This window comes from Ruthenibacterium intestinale, from assembly GCF_040096265.1.
Lineage (GTDB): Bacteria > Bacillota > Clostridia > Oscillospirales > Ruminococcaceae > Ruthenibacterium > Ruthenibacterium komagatae.
Genome location: NZ_JBBMFA010000092.1, coordinates 1 through 17935 on the forward strand (window position 1 = coordinate 1; position 17935 = coordinate 17935).

The 17935-nt window shown below is 48.0% G+C and carries 18 protein-coding genes; 5 read left to right on the plus strand and 13 right to left on the minus strand.

Features of this window, described 5'->3' with window-relative positions; all coding sequences use genetic code 11:
* Positions 1-409: 409 nt before the first annotated feature.
* From WMO24_RS08820 to WMO24_RS08830, 3 genes are all read left to right on the plus strand, one after another.
* Positions 410-889, plus strand: coding sequence for a DUF4358 domain-containing protein (locus WMO24_RS08820; protein WP_349216038.1), 480 nt, complete (start codon positions 410-412; stop codon positions 887-889).
* Between the two features lie 86 nt (positions 890-975).
* Entirely contained in the window at positions 976-2382 is a 1407-nt protein-coding gene (locus tag WMO24_RS08825) for an MBOAT family O-acyltransferase (protein WP_349216039.1), read from the plus strand.
* A gap of 18 nt (positions 2383-2400) precedes the next feature.
* Positions 2401-3555, plus strand: a complete 1155-nt coding sequence (locus WMO24_RS08830; RefSeq protein ID WP_349216041.1) for a DHHW family protein — start codon at positions 2401-2403, stop codon at positions 3553-3555.
* 34 nt (positions 3556-3589) lie between these two features.
* Here WMO24_RS08830 and WMO24_RS08835 read toward each other — a convergent pair whose 3' ends face one another.
* The 13 genes from WMO24_RS08835 to WMO24_RS08895 all read right to left on the minus strand — a co-directional run bounded on the left by WMO24_RS08835 (position 3590) and on the right by WMO24_RS08895 (position 16552).
* Positions 3590-5479, minus strand: a complete 1890-nt coding sequence (locus WMO24_RS08835; RefSeq protein WP_349216043.1) for an ABC-F family ATP-binding cassette domain-containing protein — start codon at positions 5477-5479, stop codon at positions 3590-3592.
* Positions 5480-5491: 12 nt separating this feature from the next.
* Complete coding sequence (locus WMO24_RS08840; protein WP_349216045.1) at positions 5492-7474, minus strand: hypothetical protein; 1983 nt, start codon at positions 7472-7474, stop codon at positions 5492-5494.
* Between the two features lie 138 nt (positions 7475-7612).
* A complete protein-coding gene (locus WMO24_RS08845; protein WP_349216046.1) occupies positions 7613-7726 on the minus strand; it encodes an OadG-related small transporter subunit in 114 nt (37 codons plus the stop codon).
* 13 nt (positions 7727-7739) lie between these two features.
* Positions 7740-8885: a sodium ion-translocating decarboxylase subunit beta gene (locus WMO24_RS08850; protein ID WP_349216148.1), complete on the minus strand. Its 1146-nt coding sequence runs from the start codon at positions 8883-8885 to the stop codon at positions 7740-7742.
* 66 nt (positions 8886-8951) lie between these two features.
* Entirely contained in the window at positions 8952-9884 is a 933-nt protein-coding gene (locus WMO24_RS08855; protein WP_349216047.1) for an alpha/beta hydrolase, read from the minus strand.
* A complete protein-coding gene (locus WMO24_RS08860) occupies positions 9850-10587 on the minus strand; it encodes a YjjG family noncanonical pyrimidine nucleotidase (RefSeq protein WP_349216049.1) in 738 nt (245 codons plus the stop codon). Before WMO24_RS08860 ends, WMO24_RS08855 begins: the two co-directional genes overlap by 35 nt.
* 124 nt (positions 10588-10711) lie before the next feature.
* Positions 10712-10861, minus strand: a complete 150-nt coding sequence (locus WMO24_RS08865; protein WP_349216050.1) for a hypothetical protein — start codon at positions 10859-10861, stop codon at positions 10712-10714.
* Positions 10862-10914: 53 nt separating this feature from the next.
* On the minus strand, positions 10915-11877 hold the full coding sequence (locus WMO24_RS08870; RefSeq protein WP_349216052.1) for an NAD(P)H-dependent glycerol-3-phosphate dehydrogenase: 963 nt from the start codon (positions 11875-11877) through the stop codon (positions 10915-10917).
* Positions 11874-12545, minus strand: a complete 672-nt coding sequence (locus tag WMO24_RS08875; RefSeq protein ID WP_349216054.1) for an HAD hydrolase-like protein — start codon at positions 12543-12545, stop codon at positions 11874-11876. Before WMO24_RS08875 ends, WMO24_RS08870 begins: the two co-directional genes overlap by 4 nt.
* A 13-nt stretch (positions 12546-12558) precedes the next feature.
* Positions 12559-13353, minus strand: a complete 795-nt coding sequence (locus WMO24_RS08880) for an ABC transporter ATP-binding protein (protein WP_349216055.1) — start codon at positions 13351-13353, stop codon at positions 12559-12561.
* The gene (locus WMO24_RS08885; RefSeq protein WP_349216057.1) at positions 13346-14260 is read right to left on the minus strand and encodes an ABC transporter permease; all 915 of its coding nucleotides are present in this window, start codon (positions 14258-14260) and stop codon (positions 13346-13348) included. Before WMO24_RS08885 ends, WMO24_RS08880 begins: the two co-directional genes overlap by 8 nt.
* A 102-nt stretch (positions 14261-14362) precedes the next feature.
* Positions 14363-15352 carry an ABC transporter substrate-binding protein gene (locus tag WMO24_RS08890; protein ID WP_349216059.1) on the minus strand — a complete coding sequence of 330 codons (990 nt, stop codon included), beginning with the start codon at positions 15350-15352 and terminating at the stop codon, positions 14363-14365.
* Between the two features lie 174 nt (positions 15353-15526).
* Entirely contained in the window at positions 15527-16552 is a 1026-nt protein-coding gene (locus WMO24_RS08895; protein ID WP_349216061.1) for a M42 family metallopeptidase, read from the minus strand.
* A 123-nt stretch (positions 16553-16675) separates the two neighbouring features.
* Between WMO24_RS08895 and WMO24_RS08900 the strand changes: the two genes are divergently transcribed.
* Positions 16676-17161, plus strand: coding sequence for a DUF1836 domain-containing protein (locus tag WMO24_RS08900; protein WP_349216062.1), 486 nt, complete (start codon positions 16676-16678; stop codon positions 17159-17161).
* 67 nt (positions 17162-17228) lie between these two features.
* Positions 17229-17933 (plus strand): tRNA (N6-threonylcarbamoyladenosine(37)-N6)-methyltransferase TrmO, encoded by a 705-nt coding sequence (gene tsaA, locus WMO24_RS08905; protein ID WP_349216149.1) that lies wholly within the window; start codon positions 17229-17231, stop codon positions 17931-17933.
* Positions 17934-17935: the final 2 nt, after the last annotated feature.

Below are 17935 nucleotides of genomic sequence, written 5' to 3' on the forward strand. Positions count from 1 at the left end.
TGCTATACCTTTTTTGAGCCATCTCTTTTTCACCACCACCATTCATTTTCGGGGTTGACTTTTAATAGTTAATCTTTTTGATGGAATGAAAAAAGGCCAGACCTCCCGGCCTGACCAGCAAAAATAACTCCCCCTTTCATTTTCAATTTGAAATCAGCATCACTCCTTTCCAAAACCAGGCCATAAAAAAACGTCGCTTTTCACAAAGAAACAGCGACGTTTTAGTGTAGGTTGGCTCGATTTTTGTTGTGATTTATGATTATGCCTTTGTAAAGAAACCTAATCCTTTCATCGTATAAAAAGCGCGAAACGGATCATACTCTGGAAAAGGCCTTGCAAATATCCTCAAAGTCATGTACAATAACACTAACTTGCTTTTATTACTTTATTTATAAAGAGAGGGCTTAAAATGAAACGTTTCTTTGCTGTTTTGAGTGTACTCTGCCTTTGCGCTGGACTTTTTGCCGCTTGCGGTGGGTCTTCCGCTTCTTACAATGTTGCGGATGTTGCCAGCGCAGTTGAGAGCGTTTGTAATATTGAAAATCCCAAAGAAATCGAGCAGGATGATTTGATTTATACGATGAACCTGACCGAAGAAGATTTTGTGGAGTTTGCCGGTCAGCAGACACTGACGAACGGAAAACCCGGAACGGTACTGGTTGTGAAAGCCGCCGAGGGGAAAGCAGACACTGTAAAAACCCAGCTGGAGGCTTATCGGGATGGCATCGTTGCCACTTGGGAAAATTACAAAGACGATTTTCCCATCGGATATGAACAGACGCAAAACGGCCGTGTTGTCGTAAAGGGCGATTATGTGGTTCTCGCCATTGCCGGCGAAGGAGTGGATTACTCCGCAGTGGATACGGCGATTGATGAAGCATTGAAATAAGCGTGCATCCTGGAAAGCCGGTACCTCCTGTACCGGCTTTCTTTTTGAGCTGTCTCTCGGATTCAAAAATAGAAGGAGTTTCTCTCATGGTCTTTAGTACGATTCTGTTCGTATTTCGCTTTCTTCCCATCACGCTGGCACTTTACTACCTTGCCCCTGCCAAATGGAAAAATACCGTCTTGTTTTTATGCAGTCTGATTTTTTATTCCTGGGGCGAAGTTCGTCTGTTTCCCGTTATGGCTGTCGCCATTCTAATCAACTATACTGCCGGCCTGGGGCTGGAACGTTTCGGGCACAGCCGCAAGGCGCGCACAGGCTTTTTGCTTTACAGTATTATCGGCAGTCTCGGTATGCTGATTTTTTTCAAATATACAGACTTTTTCATTCAAAACATCAATGCTATTACCGGCCTTGGAATTCCCCTGCTGAAGCTGACCTTACCTCTTGGGATCAGCTTCTATACCTTCCAAACTATGAGTTATTCCATTGATGTTTATCGCGGAGATGTAAAAGCAGAGCACAACCTCATCGATTTTGGCGCTTATGTGGTTATGTTCCCGCAGCTGATTGCCGGGCCCATCGTCAAATATCGAGATGTGTCGGACCGTCTTCATGTACTGCACGGACGCGTTACATTGGATCGCATCGATGAGGGAATTTCCTTGTTCATCTTCGGCCTTGCCAAAAAAGTTCTGCTCGCGGATGGAATCAGCAAACTTTGGTACGATATTGTGGGGCAATCCTCTTCTGACAGTGTGATTGGTCTTGCCAATGCCTCTACATCGCTTGTCTGGCTTGGTCTTCTTGCCTATTCACTGCAGATTTATTTCGATTTTTCGGGATATTCCATGATGGGAATCGGAATGGGCAAAATGCTCGGGTTTGATTTCCCGCCAAACTTCGATCTTCCCTATATCTCCCGCAGCATTACCGAATTCTGGCGTCGTTGGCATATGACCCTTTCCGGCTGGTTCCGTGAATACGTCTATATTCCTCTCGGCGGCAATCGGAAAGGGCTGAAACGCCAACTGATCAACATTGCCATCGTCTGGTTTTTGACCGGATTTTGGCACGGCGCCAACTGGAACTTTATTTTCTGGGGTTTGTATTATTGCATTCTGCTGATGATTGAAAAAATCTGGCTGCTCCCCCACTTAAAAAAGGGACGTATCTGGCCGCACCTTTACACGATGTTGTTGGTCGTAATTGGTTGGGCACTGTTCGTCGGAAGCGATTATGGCGTATCTCTTTCTTTGCTGCTTGAAAAGATGTTTATTCCATCCGGTGGTGTGTCGGCGCTTTATTATCTGCGAAACTATGGTGTTCTTCTGTTGGTATGTATCCTGTGCTGCACACCGATCACTCTGAAAATCTACGAACGCCTGAAGCGGAACACCCTGCTTCGCGGCATCGTACTTGGAATTATCTTCATTGTAACCATTGCCTACATGGTGGACGCTACCAACAGTCCATTCCTCTATTTCCGATTCTGATGAAGGAGAAAAACACCCATGAACATTGTTAAAAAGCTGCAGCAGTATCCCATTGTGTTTCTGTTTTTGGCTTTTCTAATGGGGTTTGCCATTTTGGATGAGTTTTGGCCCAAGCGGGAATATTCCGAACTTGAAAACCGAAAATTGGAGCAACGCCCTTCTTTTTCCATCGAAAGTGTGCTTGCGAAAGATCCTACGCAAACCTGGATGTCCAAGTATGACACTTATACCAAAGACCAAATCGCTTTTCGCGACAGCTGGATTGATTTGAAAAGCCGCATGGAAACATTGTTTCTGAAAACCGAAAACAACGGTGTATGGCTTGGAAAAGAGCACTATCTGTTTGCCAAATTTGTTTCTTTGGGGGAAAGCACTCGTTTTTACCAAAACATGGATGCCATTCAAAAGCTCTGTGAACGCCATCCCAACATGGTGGATGTGATGATCGTCCCGTCTGCAAGTCTGATTCTGGAGGAGAAACTCCCCTTTGATGTTCCTGTAATTGACGAAGACGCCTATTTAGACGAATTATCCGCTCGTCTCACGGGTCTGGCAACCATTTACGATGAACGTGCCACGCTGCGTTCTCACAAAGATGAATATATCTATTATCGAACAGATCATCACTGGACGGATACCGGAGCATATTACGCGTATTCTGACTATGTATCCGGCCAGGGTCTGACGCCTGTTTCCCACGATTCTGTCCCACTTGTCACTGTGGACGATTTCTATGGAACAAACTATTCCAAAGCACGCACCTACAATGCATTGCCGGATGTAATCACCTATCCGGATTTTGATAATGTGCTGACTGTTCACAACTATGATCCCGCCGGAAACGAAACCACTCAAGAGGGTCCTCTTTACGACACTTCCGCCTTCGACACTCGTGATAAGTATAAAGCGTTTTTGCGCGGAAACAACGGGTTCTCCACCATTGAGGGAGACGGCGAAGGAAGTATTCTTGTGGTTAAAGACAGTTATGCCAATAGTTTTATTCCCTATCTCACTCAAAATTACAAAAACATCGGTATTGTCGATTTTCGTGCCAACAATGAAAAAATTGATACCATTTTGGAACGCGGCGGATATGACCGAATCCTGATTTTGTACAGTTTTCAGGGTTTTGCCTCTGATATGTATCTTGCCGGTCGGATTGCGATTGCATAAAAAGAATCCCGGAGCCATAGCTCCGGGATCTTTTTTATGCATTTTCTTCCTGTTCGTAGGTCTCTTGCTCTTCCATCAGGGCGCCCCATTCATTGTACGCCTCATCCTGGCGAAAACGGGCATCATCCAATTCATCGCAAACTTCTCGCAGCCGAACATGATCTTTCAGAACATCCGGGTCATTAACCGCACCTTCCAAATCCATAATCTTTAATTCCAGCTCTTCCATCTCGTCTTCCAAAGCTTTGATTTTCGCGCGAAGTTCAGCTTTCCGTCTTCTTTGCTCTTTTCCATAAGCCGGCCGCGGCTGAGTCGGCTTTTCCTCCGGAATCTTTTCAACCGGATTTGTTCGCCGCATTAAAGCCTCATAATTTCGGAAGATAACTGCGTTTCCATCTTCTAAATACAGAATCGGGCAGCCCAGGCTGTTCATCAGATAACGATCATGCGTGACCAAAACCAGCGTGCCCTCATACGCTTCCAACGCTTTTCCAAGACTTTCTCTGGTATAAATATCCAAATGGTTTGTGGGCTCATCCAAAAACAAAAGATTCGGCCGTTCCAACAGAATTTCTGCAAATCGAAGCCGTGCCAATTCTCCACCGGAAAGCGCCGCGCAATTCTTAAATACATCCTCACCGCGGAAGTTTAATTTTGCCAGGTGGCTTCTGACTTCCAATTCCGTCATTTTAGGATACTTATCCCAAATAGCATGAATCACTGTCCCCGCCCGGCGAGCCTGTTGCTGTTCAAAAAAGGATGGTTTCGCTCCTGCGCCCAACCGTACCGTACCGGTCTGCGGTTTCAATTTTCCGGCCAGCACTCGCAGCAGGGTCGACTTTCCGGCTCCATTCGGGCCAGCAATGACCAATCGTTCACCACGAAGAACAGTAAGTTCCAAATTTTGCACAAGGGTCTTCCCACCCAGTACAATTCCAAGATTATGCGTTGTAAGCAACTCATTGTAAGGAGTAATATCAAACTCAAAGCGGAACTTAAGCTCTGTGTGTGCAGTTTTCGGTGCCTGTGTGATCTCCAGCTTTTCCAACTGCTTACGGCGGCTTTGCGCCATTTTGGTCGTTGAGGCACGCACAAGATTGCGGGCAATATAATCTTCCAGTTTCTGTGCTTTTTCCACATCTGCGTCGTGCTGTTTCTGCTGCAGCGCAACCGCGGCTTCTTTCTGTGGAAGATAGGCAGAGTAATTTCCCTTGTACATTGTGAGCGTGTGCTCTTCAAATTCAAAAATCCGGTTGCAAACCGAATCCAGAAAATATCGATCGTGACTTACCGCAAGAATCGCCCCGGTATAGCTGCCCAGGAACTGTTCCAGCCACTCCATCGTTTCAAAGTCCAGATGGTTGGTCGGTTCGTCCAGAATCAGGATGTCCGGACGCTGCAGCAGCAGTTTTGCAAGCCGAAGCCGGGTATGCTCTCCACCAGACAAAACCGAAATCCTTTTTTCATACGTTTCAGGCGGGAACGCCATTCCGTTCAGAATCTTTCGAATCTGCGTATCCATCTGATACCCATCACCGGCATCTACAATTGCCTGCAATTCCGCATGGCGTTCCATCAGCGAACGGTCCTCCGGATGAAGCGCCATCTGACCTTCAAGGATTTCCATCTCCGCCATGGCATCCAACACAGAACGATAAGCATTCTTCATCTCACCGTATACCGTTTGAGCAGGATCCAACCGGCTGTTCTGTTCCAAATACCCCAAGGTCGTACCGCGTGCAAAGGAAATCTCACCCGCATCCGGTTCCAGTTCCCCTGTAATCATTTTCAGGAATGTTGTCTTGCCTGCACCGTTTTCTCCAATAATTCCAACTCTATCCTGGTTGTCCAAGGTGCAGCAAACATTCTCAAGGCACAAATCAGCCCCAAAACTTTTATTCAAATTTTCAATGGTTAATAACATATATGCCTCAGCTTAAGATATCTTATAAATCTCTACATCTTCATTGGAAAACACACAAGGAAAGCCGGAAAGTTGCTCCGTATCCCCTTCATATTGCGTAGAATACACCAGGTAATCAATTCCGTTCTCCTTGCACAACTGCGAAATTTGTTCTCCGGTCGTCTGCGCACTGAATAGCGCCTCATTCACTGCGCGTTTTTCGCTTACGACCTTCTCAGAAACTCCCATATTGGTGATAGCGTACGTATACCCTTCCATATACGCCTGTCTTCCGGATAACGCAGAGTAAATGCTGGAAATTCCATCATTCGTATTCGCCATTGTGTGAATACGATTGGTTGCAAACACTGCATCCTGCTCTGTGTTCTCCCGCATCCAGATCATTGCTTCTTCATCACCGGCGCGAACAGTGCTGACATAAGGATACTTCGGAATGATATCAAGATTCCTTCCCAACTGCCGCATACCACTCCCGGTAAAGTTTATCACCAAAACCACAGTTGTGGCAAGGCCCAAGATCCCGCCCACAATTGTGATTTTTTTAAGAATTCCTCTAACCTGGTCGATTTGATCCACGGCCAGCAGGTTCAAGAAGAAAATAGCGACCAATGCAAAATACAGCTGACTGTACGACGGATGCCAGAACAGGAAAAAAGCTAAAAATCCGCCTGCCACAACACCGTTGGCCAGCAACCTCTCCGCAGGGAGTTTGAAAAGTGTTCGAACGTCTTTTCCCAAGCCATTCAGATAAAGCGGAATTTGAAAAGGCTGCATGCACACCAATGCCAAAAGCCCGCCAAGCAGCAAGCGAAGCCAATGATTGTCTGCCAGCCCCAAAGCGCCAAGCCACTGATAGGGCGGCATATTCTTGATTGTCTCAAATCCAAAGTGTACGCTTGTGTTCACACCGGAAGAAAAAATCACAAAATAGATGGTCAGGAAGATAGCAATTACACCGCCATAGCACAGCAGAGCTTTTCCCCATTTGGGCTTGCGAAAAAGCAAAAAAAGCATGGTGATTGCAAAACTGCAGGCCACAATAGCTGCCGCCGGTCCCTTAGCAAAACAAACGAGAAAAAAACTGCACAAAAATGTGGCGAGGAAGCGAATTCCAACCTGGAAATGGGCTTCCGCCAAATGTTGAAACAGCACAAGAAAAACAGAAATAAAAATCAGCGCTGTACTTTGCGAGTTCACATTTGTGATCAGGTGAAGCATATTGGTATTATTAAAAACACCTTTGCCATTCAGAAGAGCTGTCCACAAGCTCGCGCAGTTAAACAGAAACATGGAAAAGGTAAAAAGCAGCGCTTTATCCCGATTGCCTTGATAAAAGTGTGTACCCATTTGATATAGGCAGCACAGCAACGCCGCCAGCACGACCGGTCCAATATAAATCACAAAAATATCATAGCAGGAAATGCCGCTGACAAATGAGAGTGCCCCCACTGTCAGTTCCGTAAGATAATGATAAGCAAGTCTCACCTGTGAAAAACGAATATCTTGTGGTGGAAAAGCCAAATGAAAAGACTCCGCATTTCCAATATTCCACAATACATCCTGATTCGGCAAAATTTCGCCGGCCACTGTGGGATGCGCATTTTTCACCGTGACCATTAAAGCAAAAAGCACAAGCAAACCCGCCCACAAAACCAAAATGCACTGAACAGCTGCATTGGTTCTAAGGTGAGCCTGCACTTTTTTCACATCCAGACGCGCTGCAAATAAAATCCAAATCAAACCCAACACAGGCGGAAGCAACCGAACCGCCCACAAAAAGCCGAGACGTTCACAAAAACAATACAATGCCGCCAAAAATCCGGTTCCGAACAAAATCGCAAGCGGCGATGCAAAGTTTGGGATCTGCTTTTCCATTCCGGAGATCCAGGCAAAAAAGCGACCCGGAAAATAAAGATAAGCAGCAGTGCACAGGAAAAAGAGCAGCATGTCCCAGAGAGAGCCGCCACTCAACTTGGCTAAAAGCAGATAAAGCAAAACGCAAAGGGTGCACAGCACATATTTTGTGCCCACCATTCCCTGTTTCAATTTTTCAAGAGATTTTGTGAACATCAAGATCCTCCGTACAGGATAACAGCCGCCACCCCAAAAAGGTGGCGGCTGTTTGTGTCTATTTTACTTAAACATGCGGTTAAGCCCAGATACGACCAGGCTGATAATACCCATTACAATGAAGATTCCGCACATGCCCATGAGCATAACGCCCAACGACTGCAACAACTGTTCCATTTGTCAGTCCTCCTTACTTCGCAATCAGGTTCAGAATCAGACCACCCGCAATAACGCTTGCAATCTGACCGCCCACGTTCACACCTGCAGCATGCATCAGCAGGAAGTTCTGCGGGTCTTCCTTCAGGCCCATTTTGTGGATCACACGGCTGGACATGGGGAACGCGGAAATACCGCACGCGCCAATCATGGGATTGATTTTCTTCTTGGTGAACAGGTTCAGCAGCTTTGCAAACATAACGCCGCCAATCGTGTCAAAAATAAACGCGAACAGGCCCAAGCCCATAATCATCAACGTACCGACCGTCAGGAACTGATCGGCCTGCATTTTCGTGGCAATGGTAATTCCCAGGAAAATCGTAATCAAATTTGCCAGCACATTCTGCGCCGTTTCAGACAGGCTGTTCAGGACACCGCATTCACGCAGCAGGTTGCCGAACATCAAAAATCCAACCAGCGCAACACTTCTGGGCGCGACCAGACCTGCAATCACCGTAACCACAATCGGGAAAAGAATGCGCGTCGTTTTGCTGATTTCTTTTGCCTCGTACGGCATACGAATCTTGCGCTCTTCTTTCGTCGTCACCATACGGATGACCGGCGGCTGAATGATAGGCACAAGTGCCATATAACTGTATGCCGCAACGATGATGGCTCCTAAGTACTGTGTATCATAGTAGTTAGCAAGGAAAATAGCCGTGGGGCCGTCTGCCGCGCCAATGATACCTACGCTGGCCGCATCCTGAATGCTGAACATTCCCGGAAGAACCATGTTCACCACGCAGGCAAGAGAGATGGTGAAGAAAATACCAAACTGAGCGGCCGCACCAAACAGCAAAAGCTTGGGGTTGGAAAGCAACGGTCCAAAATCGATCATCGCGCCGATGCCGATAAACAGCAAAAGCGGGAACAACTCGTTGGCAATACCCGCACGGAACAGAACGTCAATTGCGCCCTCTTCCAATCCACTTTCATACAGCTGGTCAATCGCACCGGACAAAGGCAGGTTAACCAAAATCGCGCCGAATCCCATCGGCAGGAGCAAGCTGGGCTCCATGTCTTTTTTGATCGCCAGATAGATCAATACTCCTCCAACGGCCCACATGACGACCATTTTGACGATCTGCAGCGCACTCATAGACATCAGCGCTCCAAACATCGCTTGGATAAACGTTGTAATTAACTCCATTCCTGATTCTCCTTTTTCATTTACATCGAACACGCTTTACAAATGCGTGTTACACCAATTTAAAATATCCCGATATACCTCTTGGCGATTCGTCTCATTCAGCATCTCATGCCGACCGCCCGGGTACAATTTAATGGAAACATCCTTTACGCCTGCCCCGCAAAGCAGATCGTAAACTTTCTGCACACCCTTTCCGTAGCTTCCCACAGGGTCCATGTCTCCGGAAAATAGCATTACAGGCAATTCTTTCGGAAAACGAGCTGCCCATTCCGGAGTACTGACCTTCGCCAGCACACACATCAGATCATGAAAGGCACTGACCGTAAAGATGAACGTACATTTGGGATCAACCGCATAAGAGTTTACAATCTCCTGGTCCCTTGTGATCCAATCGTAAGGTGTATTCGGATTGGAAATTCGGCTCAAATACGTACCGAAAGCCATCCGATTGATCAAGCTCGATCGATGGCGAGGTCCTTTCCATTTTGCCAGTACAGAAGTCAAAAAAATCCCCACTCCCGCAGCAGGATTTGGACCACCTGTCCCGCTGAGCAGCAATGCATCGATCGTTTCTGGATAAGTCACAGCATATAAACGGGCAAAAAAACTGCCCATGCTATGCCCCAAAAGGAAAACCGGACCCCCAGGATACCGCTCTCTGGCCAAACGATTCATCGTTCGCAAATCTTCCAGTGCATACTTCCAGCCGTTTTCTTCCGAAAAGAAACCATCTGTACCACCATCGCTCGTAGCACCATGTCCCAGATGATCATTGCCACAGACGGCAAAGCCATTTTGCACTAAAAAAGATGCGAAATCCTGGTATCTGCCAATGTACTCGCACATGCCATGGGAAATCTGCACAACAGCGCGTGGCGTTGTATCCGGGACATCGTAATAATAGCCAGCTACACGATCTTTTCCATTTGCAGAATCAAACCAAATGGCGCTTGTCCGGATTTCCGACATTGGCAAGCTCCTCCTTCTCCATCACAATTTCAAACAACTGTTCCAAATTTGTAATGGTATACGTTGGCTTTTCTTTCTCCGGCATGGGTGCATCTTTAAAGTTGCACCAGCAAGTATCCAATCCTGCCGCAGCGCCTCCGCTCACATCGGCACGCAGAGAATCTCCCACCATTAAAACCTTTTTTCGATTTTCGATGCCCAAAGAATGAAGCGCTGCATCAAAAATCTTGCGAGACGGCTTGGAAGCCCCCACTTTTCCGGAGACGAATACTCCGTCAAAATACGGAAGGATGCCGGCCCGCTCCAGCCGCCCCAACTGAACATGCTCCACACCATTGGAAACTACGACCAGCGTTGCAACTTCAGCAAGTTCCCGCAACGTATTTTCCACTTCCGGATACACATCTGCTCTCTGTGCAAGCTGCGCCAAATAATATGCGTTCATCTGAACAGGATCTTGCGTTCCCCCCAGTTCTTCCTGAAGCTTTTCAAAACGCCTGACCACCAGTTTTTCCTGGCGAATCTCTCCACGTTCCAACGCCGCCCACAATCCATCGTTGATGGCACGATATGTCTGTTCGGTCTGTTCCGTTGCAGGCAACCCGAAATGTTCCAGTGTCTCCAGCAACGCCCCATGTTCAGCAGCTCCAAAATCCAAAAGCGTTCCATCCAAATCGAACAGAACACAATGATAAACAGCCATTTTCAAACCTGCCTTTTTTAATCCTCTATCTAATTATTATGTCTTATTTTACACGGCTAGTCAACATAAATTTACGTAGAAAAAGGGAGATGCATCATCTGCGTTCTCCCTCTCTTCCAAAAACTCATCTTTCTGCGATCTGTTCTTTTTTCTCTGTGTCCTGCGGGACGTCATTCCAAGTGCTTAAATCATAATTTTCCTGACTTGTAAACGCCGGATTGCAGTCTCTTACAGGCGTACTCTCAACGAACTCATTGATTTCCTGCTGATACATAGGTATCCCCTCCTTCGCCTCATCCTATGCTGAAACGAAGAAAAGCGTTCTGCTCATGTATCAAATTCACCTTTGACCGATCGCATAAACAAAGCCTTTAAGGCTTTGTCCCCATCCGCATTCAAATACAAAATGTCATAAACCGTTTTGCAAATCGGAAGATCCACCTGGAATTCTTCACCCAATCTTACCAACGCCTGAACGGTCGGCACGCCTTCAGCCAATTCGCCATATTCCTTGCCCTGAATATAATTTTCTCCAAAGCGACGGTTGTGGCTGTGCGGCGAAAATAGAGTCGCCTCATAATCACCCAAATGGCACAGGCCATAAGCAGAAAGCTCATTTCCGCCCATTGCACGGATCAACCTCGCAACTTCACGTGCTCCCCTTGCCATCAGCGCACCTTTCAAACTGGAAAGCCCTTTTCCGTCCAGCATTCCCGCGGCGATTCCAATTACATTTTTGGCTGCCGCCCCTACTTCCGTACCAATCAGGTCATTTCCGCGATACAGGCGAATCAAGTCCGAGTTCAACTGGTCGACAATAAAGCTTACGGTTTCACGATCGTCAGAATCCACAACCATGCAGTTGGGGATCCGATTGGTGAAATCCTGCACATGCCCCGGCCCAACCCAGACGGCTACCCGCACTGGCTGTTTCACTTCTTCTTTGAAAACCTCTGTCAGACGTTTTCCAGTATCACTTTCAAGGCCCTTCATGCATAGAATAAACGTTTTGTTCTGAACGGGATATTCATTCACTTGTACGGCCAGTTCCCGCAGATGCTGGGCACCGATCGAAATCACAATCACATCAGCAAACGAAATTGCATCCGCCAGATCGCTGGTCATCACAACACTGTCCGGCAAAACAACATACTGGTTTTTACCAGTTTGCTTTAGTTCCTGATAGCCTCGGGACGTTTCTCTTCCCCAAAGCCGAATCTCATGATTCTGTCCGTGATACCACGCCAAAAACGACCCCCAGCGCCCACATCCAAGCACTGTAATCTTCATGTCGTTTCCTCCGTTTCATTGTCGTTCTGCCCCAAAAGCCAACTGCTCACATCCATGGGGGTTTTTGCATAATAGACCGGGCTGAAGGCCTGCAGTTCCTGCGGCGTACCATATCCATAACCAGCAGCAATCACCGGCAGTCCACATGCAGCTGCTCCCTGCATATCATTGTCACGATCACCTACCATGACCGCTGTTTTTCCTGCGAAACAGGGTTGCGCCAACACATCATCAATCACTTGCGCTTTGGTCTCCAGATCAAGTTCTGGAACCGACCCGCCCAAATAGTCGAAGTATTGATCCAAGTGCAAAAATTCCAGCATGGTCCGAGCGGCCTTTCTCAACTTGCAGGTTGCCAGGCCCAGCACAAACCCATTCGCATGCAAAGAGGACAACATGGTTTCAACGCCATCGTAAACAGTGCACTGATAGATCCCATTCGTCTCATAAAACGCTCGATAAGCCGCCACCGCACGCTCTACCTGATCCGGCGGCAGAAAGCGTGCAAAACTGTCTTTCAAAGGCGGCCCCAACAAGCTGCGTTTCTGTTCCTGGGAAAGCGTAATCCCATATGGTTCGAACGCCTTGGCAAACGAAGCCAGAATACCCGGTTCTGAGTCCACCAGCGTCCCGTCCAAATCGAACAAAACAGCCTGTATTTCTTTCATTCAATCCATCCTCTCAGGACAAAAGCATCCGGTCGTTTGCGAACTCTCCGTTGCTCGCCTGCTCAAATTTTTGCAGAAGGTCTGCAACCTGAAGCTGTTTTTTTGCTTCTCCGGCCACATCGTAAATAATCTTACCCTCGTGCATCATAATCAAACGATTTCCATACCGAATCGCATCTTTCATATTATGAGTCACCATCAGTGTTGTCAACTGATTCTCTGCCACAATTTTTTCGGTGATGGAAAGCACTTTGTGCGCTGTCTTGGGGTCCAGCGCAGCCGTATGCTCATCCAGAAGCAGAAGGCGCGGGTTCTGAAGCGTTGCCATCAGCAACGTGACCGCCTGACGCTGTCCGCCGGAAAGCAGACGCACTTTGCTGGTCAGCCGATCCTCAAGGCCCAAGCCCAACATGCTGAGCTTTTCACGATACAGGGCACGCTCTTCCTTGGAAATTCCCCATCCAAGCCCACGCTTTTTCCCGCGGCGGTAGGCCATCGCCAAATTTTCTTCAATGCCCATATTGCCGGCCGTTCCCATCATAGGGTCCTGAAAAACCCGTCCCAGGAATTTGGCCCTTTTATATTCCGGATCCGCCGTCACATCAATTCCATCCAGCAAAATGGCACCTTCATCCACACCGTATACACCGGCAATCAGATTCAGCATGGTGGATTTGCCAGCGCCATTTCCGCCGATCACTGTCACAAAATCCCCGTCATTGAGTGTCACGCTCAAATCGCAAATCGCTCTCTTTTCCGTGACCGTGCCAGGATTGAACGTCTTATGGATATGTTTCAGTTCAAGCATCGGTTCTGCCCCCTTTTTTCTTCTGCACGCTCTTTTTGAAGTATTTTCCACGCAGATAAGGCAGTGCAAGGAAAACCGCAACCGTAAGAGCACTGAACAGCTTCAAATCCTGTGTAGGCATACCGCACTGCACAACAAACGCAATGACGATATAATAAATAATGGAACCGCCTGCAATGGACGCAAGACGGTAGGCAAAGTTAAATCGGTTTCCGAACACCACTTCGCCTACAATCACGCTGGCCAGCCCGATGACAATCGCGCCACGCCCCATATTAATGTCTGCACTTCCCTGATACTGTGCATACAAAGCACCTGCCATTCCAACAAGGCCATTGGAGAGCACCAGCCCAAGCACCTTCATGGCATTGGTATTCACGCCCTGTGCCCGTGCCATTGCCTGATTATTGCCCGTCGCACGAATGGCACATCCAATTTCTGTTCCAAAGAACCAGTACAGTGCAGCCACTACAATGGCCACCGCAATAATCCCAACCAGAACGGCCGGCCAGATATACCGCAAGCTGACCGTCAACGGGTACTGATCCACACTTAAAGGAACATTGGATTTGCCCATAATGCGCATATTGATCGAATACAGCGCTAATTGCGTGAGAATTCCGGACAAAATTGCCGGAATACCAAAGCAGGTATGCAAAACGCCGGTGACAAGGCCGGTCAGCATGCCTGCAATAAAGGCAAATACCAGCGCCAGCAGCGGATTCATTCCTCCAACAATCAGTACCGCTGCCACAGCGCCGCCAGTGCACAAGCTGCCGTCCACAGTCAGGTCTGCATAATCCAGCACTTTATAAGTAATATATACACCCAAAGACATGATACCCCAGATCAAGCCCTGCGCCACGGAGCTTGGCATCGACTTCAAAAAGGCCAGCAAAAAATCCATCTTGACTCCTCTTTCCTTCCGTGCGAATCCATGTTGCAACGTAGAGTTTATTATAGCACAAAGCAGCGGCCAGGAAAAGAACTGGCCGCTGCCAATACGCCTTTATTCGACTCCCAAATCCTCAGGGATCGTTACCCCGATCTCCTGCGCGATCTCGTCGTTGACCACAACCTTCAAATCTTCCTTTGCCATATACTCAATCGGCATCGTTGCGGGATCTGCGCCATTGACCATAATTTCATAGGCCTGTTCACCGGCTTTGTACCCCAGCGTATAGTAGTCAATGCTGTAAGAAGCCAGACCGCCGATTGTCACCATGTTCTCTTCGCCGCAAATGACAGGAATTTTCTCGGGCACTGTAATGTTTTTCACGATCTCCATATTATTGGCCAGCAGATTATCGGTAGGGATATAAAGAGCATCGTTTTCACTGGCCGCCTTGGTTACCACCGACTGCAATTCATTGGAATCCGCCGCTGCATACGCCTGCACTTGAATACCTTGAGCCTCAAATTCTGCAGTTGCCAGTTCCACCTGAACCTCAGAGTTCTTCTCAGCCGAACAATACAGGATTCCAACGCTTTCCGCGTCCGGGCACAATGCCTGAAGGAGTGCTACCTGTTCTTTGATCGGGTTCAAATCCGATGTGCCGGTCACGTTTCCTCCGGGAGCCTCATCATCAGCCACAAGGCCCGCGGAAACATAATCTGTAATCGAAGTGCCTACAATGGGAATCTCTCCCGTCGCCTGAGCGGCAGCCTGCGCTGCCGGCGTGGCATTGGCAAGGATCAGATTCACGCCATCGTTGACAAACTTCGACGCAATGGTCGTGCAGTTGGTGGCTTCGCCCTGTGCGTTCTGAACATCAAATTCCACCTGATCGCCCAGTTTTTCTTTCAACGCATCTTGAAAGCCCTGTGTAGCAGAATCAAGCGCGCTGTGTTCCATATACTGAACGATTCCCACTTTATAACTCGCAGCCGCGGTCCCCGAACCCTGTGCATCATTTGCTGCACTGGAACCGGATCCTCCACACCCGGCCAGACCCGCCAGCAACGCTGCCGCTGTCAAAAACGCCCATGCTTTTTTCATATTGAAACCCTCCTGACCAGAGGTTGTCTGAGGCAACCCCTTTATTGTGCTAAAGTATATCACAGCTAAACATAAATTGATATTGACAAAGCACACAAACAGGAGGGCTTTCGATATGGCATATTATGCAAAAAACAACAATTTCGCTGAAAAAATATCCGCCTTTTCCCATTATTAATCTAAATAAGAACACAGTAAATCAAACGTATTGGCGAGACCTTCAATGTGTGAACGCTCGTAACCGTGCGAAGCATATACCCCCGCCCCTACAACACAATGCCGCACATCATGCCCGGCACGAAGAGCTACATCCGCATCGGAACCGTAATGGGGGTAAACATCCAAAGCATAGCGGACTTTGGCTCGTTCTGCAGCTTCCACCAAGCCGTCTACGACCGCCCGGCTGCTGGGGCCGCTGGAATCCATCACACAGATAGACACCTGTGTTTCGTCGCACTGCAGGCCTTCTCCCACACATCCCATATCTACACTGATCATTTCCTTGACATCTTCCGGAATACAGGCACCGCCATGTCCAACTTCCTCATAAGTGGTAAAATCCACATACACTTTTCGGGAAGGCTGTTTTTGTTCATCTTTTAAATATTTGGCATATGTAAGCAGAATCGCCGCCGACAATTTATCGTCCAAAAAGCGGCTTTTAATGAATCCGCTCTCTGTCACCGAAAAGCGCGGTGACAGCGTGATATAATCGCCCACATTGATCCCCAATGCCCGAACCTGCGCCGCATCTTTCACTTTTTCGTCCAAAACCACTTCCAGATTATCAAAGGTCCGCACAATCTTGTCATACTCGCCATTTACGTGGACCGAAGCATTTTCCAGCTGAAACGTTCCGCTGATCGTCTTCCCTCCGCGCGTATGCACCGTTACGTTTTCTGTCTCTGCATTGGACGCCTGCAATCCTCCTACCTTGGCGGCCCGCAGACGCCCATTGGGTTTGATTTCCCGTACCATGGCACCCAGAGTATCAATGTGCGCCCCCAGCAGAATGGGATTCTCTCCCCCTCCCAGGCAAACCAGAACGCCATCCTTCTGTGTCAGCGTAGGAATGTACCCTAAATTGGCAAATTCGTAGAAACAATACCGTGACACCTGTGCGGTGAAGCCCGTGGGACTCGGAATCCGCAAGAGAGCCTCCAGCTGACGAAGTGCATATTTAAGATATTCCGATTTCATAGCAGTCCACCCTTTTCGCAAATCCTTTGTAAAACAGTATAACACAGGGCACTCTTCTTGAAAAGTAGCCCTTTTTTCGGTATACTGGTTTTGAAAAACAGATGAAAAGAGGTTTGGATACAGATGGAAGAAACTCTTTGGGAACAAAAAGGCGCCCGGCTTCCCCGTTGGAACGAACTGCCAGATTTTGAATTGTATCTGGATCAGGTGTTGAATCTGCTGGATAAATATCTTTTCCCCTTTGTTCCCTGTGAAGATCCTCATATTGTGACTGCGAGTATGATCAATAATTACGTCAAGCTTCAGCTCCTGCCGCCTCCGACCAAGAAAAAATACAATCGCTCCCATCTGGCGCATCTCATTGCCATTGGTGTGCTCAAGCAAACGCTATCTTTGCCAATGATCCGTATTCTGCTGGATAAAGGCGATCCCGGCAATTGGTACGACCCATTCTGTGAACTGTTGGAACAGGCATTTTTCAAAATGAACGACTGCGCCACTCGGGATGGAGAAAGTGCACTTGAGATGGCCACGCTCGCCTGTGCAGCCAAAGTCGCGGCAGAACGTCTTGCCCTCGCTGCAGTGAAAGAAAACAGGGTTCAAGGATGACGCCTCTTTCATTGTGTGCTATAATAACGAACAGATCTTATTCCATCGGGAAAGGCAGGATAAACGCGTGGAACAAAGCCCCGCTTTAAAAACAATTGCACGAATTCGCTGCGGATTCCCCACAAAATTTGGAATCCCTCGCCAGAGCGGTCTGGTGCAGGAATTAAATGCGCAGATTATTTTTGAGCCCGAATATCGCAATCCGGACGCTGTGCGCGGTCTGGAAGAATTCTCCCATGTCTGGCTGATCTGGCAATTTTCTGAGGCAGTACGCGAAAACTGGACCGCTACGGTCCGCCCGCCACGATTGGGCGGAAATAAGCGTATGGGGGTTTTCGCCACCCGCTCTCCCTTCCGCCCCAATCCGATCGGCCTCTCTTCTGTCCGTCTGAATTCCATTGAGATTCATCCGCAGCTTGGACCGGTCCTGCATGTAGCTGGCGCTGATCTGATGGACGGAACACCTATTTATGATATCAAACCATACCTTTCCTTTACTGACAGCCATCCGGACGCCAACGGCGGCTTTGCTGACCGACACCTGCAGGATTCTCTTCTGGTGCATTGCCCTGAAGAACTTTCAGCGCTTCTTGCCCCTTCCGACCGCGCTGCTCTGCTGGCGCTTTTGGCGCAGGATCCGCGGCCTTCTTACCAAAACGATCCGGAGCGAATTTATGGGTTTCCCTTTTTAAATTTTGAAATCCGCTTTACGGTTCAGGACCAAACTCTAACAGTACAAAGTATCGAACGCAAAAACGAAAAAGGCGGTTAAAA